The following is a 4,908-nucleotide window of genomic DNA, read 5'->3' as shown; positions in this document are numbered from 1 at the left end:
TACGATCTCCCGTGCCATATCGCCATACTCACAGTAGCCAATCGATATAATTAAAGGTTTACCTGTTTTTGCCGCTTTAGCCACCACTGCTAAATTGCCCTGGGCTTGTGGTGAGGCAATCTTATAGGCTGGGACACCCACAGCTTCGAGCAAGTCGATGGCTCTTGGGTAAGTGGGGGAAGATAAAAAATCAACGCCTAAGGTTTTGGCATGGTCAGCAAGTTTTGGATACCAAGATTCATCAAGTTCAATTTGCCGAAACCATTCCCGAAACTCAGAGGATTCGAGTTTTTCAAGATACAAATCATCAAACTGAATGGATTGAAACTTAACGGCATCTGCCCCTGCTTCTGCGGCTAAGGACATCATATCGAGGGCTTGCTGAAGGTTTTGGTTATGGTTACTACCAATCTCGGCAATGATATAAGTTGGATGCCCGATACCAATGGGGTGATCACCAATGTAAAACGGTTCAATCATGGAATTTGAAAATCATTTTAATTAGAAATTACCCTGGAAATTCTTTTTCAGAGGTCGGGGGTTTCATCGTAAAAAACCACAAGTTTCTTCATGACTTAAGTTTTAGATTAACGACTGAATCGCTTTAGCAATCCGAGTTGCCCCTTTACCATCGATTAGGTTACTACTAGCCTTGCCCAATACCGCCCGCTGATTGGGATTTACCAATAACTGTTGCAGCACTTGGTGCAACTTATCTAACCAATTGGGTTGACTGGCCCAACCGATGTTTACTATACACCCTCGCTGTTCTAAAGCGGTCAAATTGGGAATTTGGTCTGCACCTACGCAAAAGGCAATGGTAGGAGTGCCACAGCGAGCTAGTTCATAGAGGGTTTGGCCCCCCGCACTAATTGCCAAATCTGCCTTGACCATGAGCGATCGCATATCCTTAGGACTGTGCTGGATTCGGAGGTTAGCCGCCAAGGGACGATCACCCGCAGTGCCAAAATGTCCAAGGACAAAATCTATTGTGACATTAGCTAGTAACGAAGTGGCATGGTGATCCAAAAACTTAATTAATGGGTCAAAGATACCCAGTAAATCTGACCCACCAATGCTGACAAAGAGCGATCGCACCAGGGTGTCATAGTCGCGGGGCACATGGGGCCAAAACTCAGGACGTACCACCTGATAGGCCACATCTAACAATAGGTGTGTATCGGGTCCCACGTCGTAGGTGAGGCTGGGAGCAGCGGGCGAGCCGTTGATGACCACATCCACAGGTAAAGCACGGTTAGCTTGATCGTCAAAGCAAATGATGAGTAAACCTTGATTTTGGAGCAATCGCAATGCCGCTTCATCGAAGCGATAGCTATCAATTACCAATGCCGATGCTCCTATTGATTGGGCGGCTTGTAACACTCCTAACGGAGTAGCCTCACAAACCTGTACCTGTTGCCTCCGGTTGGAGAGAAAATCCTTTAGCCCTGAGGCTGGGTCAATCAAGAACATCACTTTAAATCCCAAGGATTTGCAGGCTTCAGCCAAGCCAATCCCCCGTGTGGCATGACCCAACCCAATCGTGGTGCCGCCATCAACATGGATGGCGAGTTTAGCAGATGTTTGGCTCATGCTTTTACATCCCTGCTATAGCGATAGTGAAGGGCAGGATGGCCTTTTATCGATTCAACCTGAAGCTTTTGGAACCCAGCCCGTTCAAATGCCCGCATCGATGCTAAATTATCAAGTTTGATGTAAGCATGAACACAGTGAATAGTCGCCGTCTGTTGAAATAGTTGTTTTATGCCTATTTCAATCAGCCGTGAGCCATAGCCCAAGCCCCGTTGATCACTTGCGAGGCTTAGATCAACTTCAGCATTGCCATCATACCTGCAATCAAATCGAATTTGACCGATGTCAACCTGATTAGCATTTTGGGCAATAAATATGTAGCAAGAGGGATCAGCAAGCTTACTACGAAACCATTGCACATGATCATCCCAAGGGATTGTTGTTGAAGAAAAAGCAGAAGCCCTTACCTGTGGCTCATTGACCCACTGCCACAGCAATTCACAATCATCTTCACGCACAGCTCTCAACCTGAGCTTTTGATCCTGCAGGTGCATCAGCACTCTGGCACTGCCTTCACCATCAACTAACCGTTGAGCATGCTCAATCATCTCTTTCCTCAACTCTGATTTGAGCAGAAGCGTCAGCTCGGATTACTAGCTTCATTGATCGACAGTTTTTTTCAAGCAGGAACCAAGTTGTATCATCTTGTGGAAACTGATTATCCCGATGATAGACAAATCCATAATCCAAGAGCCTCAAGTCATCAAATTGATCCATAAGTTCTCCGGCAAAGTCACGCTTAAATAGTTTACCTTGATGACCACGATAGTTCAGTTCTACAGGTGTAGGGTTGTAGTACTCTGAAATACAGATATAGCGATTACTTGATTCATATAATAATCTGTACACCTGAGCCAACTTATCTGGATTGATATGAATCAAAACTCCCTTGATTAAGACGAAATCGTATTTTTTAGTTGGCCAAAAATCAAGAATCTACTGGGCGGATGTATGTATATTTTTGTAATATTTAAACAGCTTTATTCTTGATTTCAATAGCCGAAAAATTTGCTTTGGTAAGAAGTTGCTTAATGGCTTGCAAATTCAAACCAATATTGGAACCAAACTCAATAACAGAGTCAACACAACGAGTGTGACTCAGAACTTTATAAAACAAGACAATATTGCGGGCAATTGAAATATCCGATTGATTTCGGGTAATATATTCATCTCCAAATTACCCTGCCCAGAAGGCTTCCTGTTCGGTTATAAAATTATCCACAAATCCTCCATAGTTTGAATTACTCACCGTACTGCTTTTGTTCAATGTGAGCATTAAGCTCAGACCAGTCAGGATGCTGACTGACCAGGTCTAAACAATATTCTAATGTAAACTCTGGTTGCTGAGAATAGAGCGCTTCCAGCATCCGCCGAATTAACTCAAAGTCCTCCGCCGTATCCACCGTCCATCGATGATTACTATTATCCTCAACATAGGTTACATGACCTAAACGGTATCGTTCCGGCTGCCTATGAATAAACGGGGTGACATGCTCTCGATCTGGTTGCGCACTCGCTTCATGGAATGCTTCATCGAGGGCAGCAAAGGAAAACACTTCTGTATCCATACCGCGAGGATAGGTTCGCTGCAAAGAGTTAGAAACATAGTCATATTCACCTTGATGGTCAAGATAAAACTGAATAACTTGGTCAATAACCTGAGGATCTATCAAAGGACAATCTGACGTTACCCGCACAACAACATCTGCTTGATGCTCTACAGCAGCACCATAATATCTGGCCAGGACATCCTCTTCAGAACCACGGAAATAGGGAATAGAAATACTATTGCATAATTCAACAATCGGTTCATCAGTTTGATTGATTGTCGTTGCAATTACAATTTCATCGGCGAGCTTAACCCGTCGTAGTCTTTCAATTTGATAGTCCAGTAAAGGTTTACCCAATACCTGTTTAAGGACTTTACCAGGTAGGCGGGTCGAAGTCATTCTAGCCTGGACTATTATTACTAGTTTCACTTAATAGTTTTACTCTTCATAAACGCTGAGACTTTACAAAGTATTACACCCGTTTTATATTAAGATTTTGCTCAAAGAAGTAACAATCCTGTCTTGCTCTTGTTCAGTTAATCCATAATGTAGGGGAATACTGATTGCTTCTTGGTAATACTTCTCTGCTTCAGGAAAATCACCCCAACCAAAACCTAACTCTTGATAATAAGGCTGGGTATGCACCGGAATATAGTGCAAATTAACACCAATTCCTAAACTACGAAGTTCCTCAAATACCTGACGATGAGTCTTATTAATCTTATCCAAATTTAGCCGAATCACATATAAATGCCAACTTGAATTTGTATCAGGATGTTGCCAAGGTAGAGTTAAAGGCAAGTCTGACAACAACTGATTGTATCGCTCAGCTAAAAACCTGCGCCGCTCAACAAACTCCTCTAAGCGCTGCATTTGACTAACACCCAAAGCAGCTTGAATATCAGTAATGCGGTAGTTAAAGCCCAATTCTAACTGCTGATAATACCAAGGACCATCAGATTCCCCTTTCATCAACTCCGGCTTGCGGGTAATACCATGAGTGCGTAGTCGAATCAGTTTTTCGTATAAATCTGCCTGATTGGTTAGCACCATACCACCCTCACCAGTGGTGATAATTTTTACCGGATGAAAGCTAAACACAGCTAGATCAGAAAACTGACCTAAGCCAACCGGCTGTCCTTGATATCGTCCCCCAATAGCGTGGGAAGCATCTTCAAGTACCCTAAAACCGTACTTTTGAGCTAAAGCGGCAATCGAGTTCATCTCACAGGACTGGCCAGCAAAATGAACTGGAATTACTAATTTTGGCAAACAGCCTTGTTCCTGTGCCCAAATTAATTTGCGCTCTAACTCCTCTACGCTGAGGTTATAAGTTCTAGGGTCAATATCAACAAAATCAACCCTTGCCCCGCAATATCGTCCACAATTTGCAGATGCCACAAACGTATTGGGGGAGGTCCACAGTGTATCCCCGTTGCCCAACCCAACAGCTAAGCAAGCAATGTGCAAAGCCGCCGTAGCACTAGACACAGCTACACCATAGGTCGCCCCGCAATAATCCGCCACAGACTGCTCAAATTTAGCGATCGCTGGTCCCTGAGTCAGCCAATCGGATTGCAAAACCTCAACTACCGCATCAATATCCTGTTGACTAATAGTTTGACGACCGTAGGGAATATATGGATTTTTCATTTGAGATGTCAATATAGGATTGATGGGAACAGGGAGTAGGGAGTAGGGAGTAGGGAGTAGGGAGCAGGGAGCAGGGAACAGGGAGCAGGGAGCAGGGAGCAGGGAAGTCGGA

The 4,908-nt window shown here is 44.0% G+C and carries 6 protein-coding genes; all 6 read right to left on the bottom strand.

Features of this window, described 5'->3' with window-relative positions; genetic code table 11:
- A partial coding sequence (locus tag F6K57_RS36745; protein ID WP_293073184.1) for an N-acetylneuraminate synthase family protein occupies positions 1–480 on the bottom strand: 480 nt, incomplete at its 3' end.
- 102 nt (positions 481–582) lie between these two features.
- A complete protein-coding gene (locus F6K57_RS36740; RefSeq protein ID WP_293073181.1) occupies positions 583–1,593 on the bottom strand; it encodes a glycosyltransferase in 1,011 nt (336 codons plus the stop codon).
- Complete coding sequence (locus tag F6K57_RS36735; protein WP_293073177.1) at positions 1,590–2,141, bottom strand: GNAT family N-acetyltransferase; 552 nt, start codon at positions 2,139–2,141, stop codon at positions 1,590–1,592. The genes F6K57_RS36740 and F6K57_RS36735 overlap by 4 nt, the downstream gene beginning before the upstream one ends.
- Complete coding sequence (locus tag F6K57_RS36730; RefSeq protein ID WP_293073175.1) at positions 2,134–2,475, bottom strand: pseudaminic acid biosynthesis-associated methylase; 342 nt, start codon at positions 2,473–2,475, stop codon at positions 2,134–2,136. The genes F6K57_RS36735 and F6K57_RS36730 overlap by 8 nt, the downstream gene beginning before the upstream one ends.
- A 359-nt stretch (positions 2,476–2,834) precedes the next feature.
- The gene (locus tag F6K57_RS36725; RefSeq protein ID WP_293060546.1) at positions 2,835–3,572 is read right to left on the bottom strand and encodes a glycosyltransferase family protein; all 738 of its coding nucleotides are present in this window, start codon (positions 3,570–3,572) and stop codon (positions 2,835–2,837) included.
- Between the two features lie 54 nt (positions 3,573–3,626).
- Positions 3,627–4,908: UDP-4-amino-4,6-dideoxy-N-acetyl-beta-L-altrosamine transaminase (pseC, locus tag F6K57_RS36720; protein WP_364305635.1), on the bottom strand; the 1,282-nt coding region annotated here is incomplete at its 5' end.

The sequence above is a fragment of the Moorena sp. SIO4A5 genome, assembly GCF_010672005.1.
In the GTDB taxonomy this organism is placed as follows: Bacteria; Cyanobacteriota; Cyanobacteriia; order Cyanobacteriales; family Coleofasciculaceae; genus Moorena.
The sequence above is the reverse complement of the archived record's forward strand: the minus strand, read 5'-3'. Positions and strand labels throughout refer to the sequence as shown.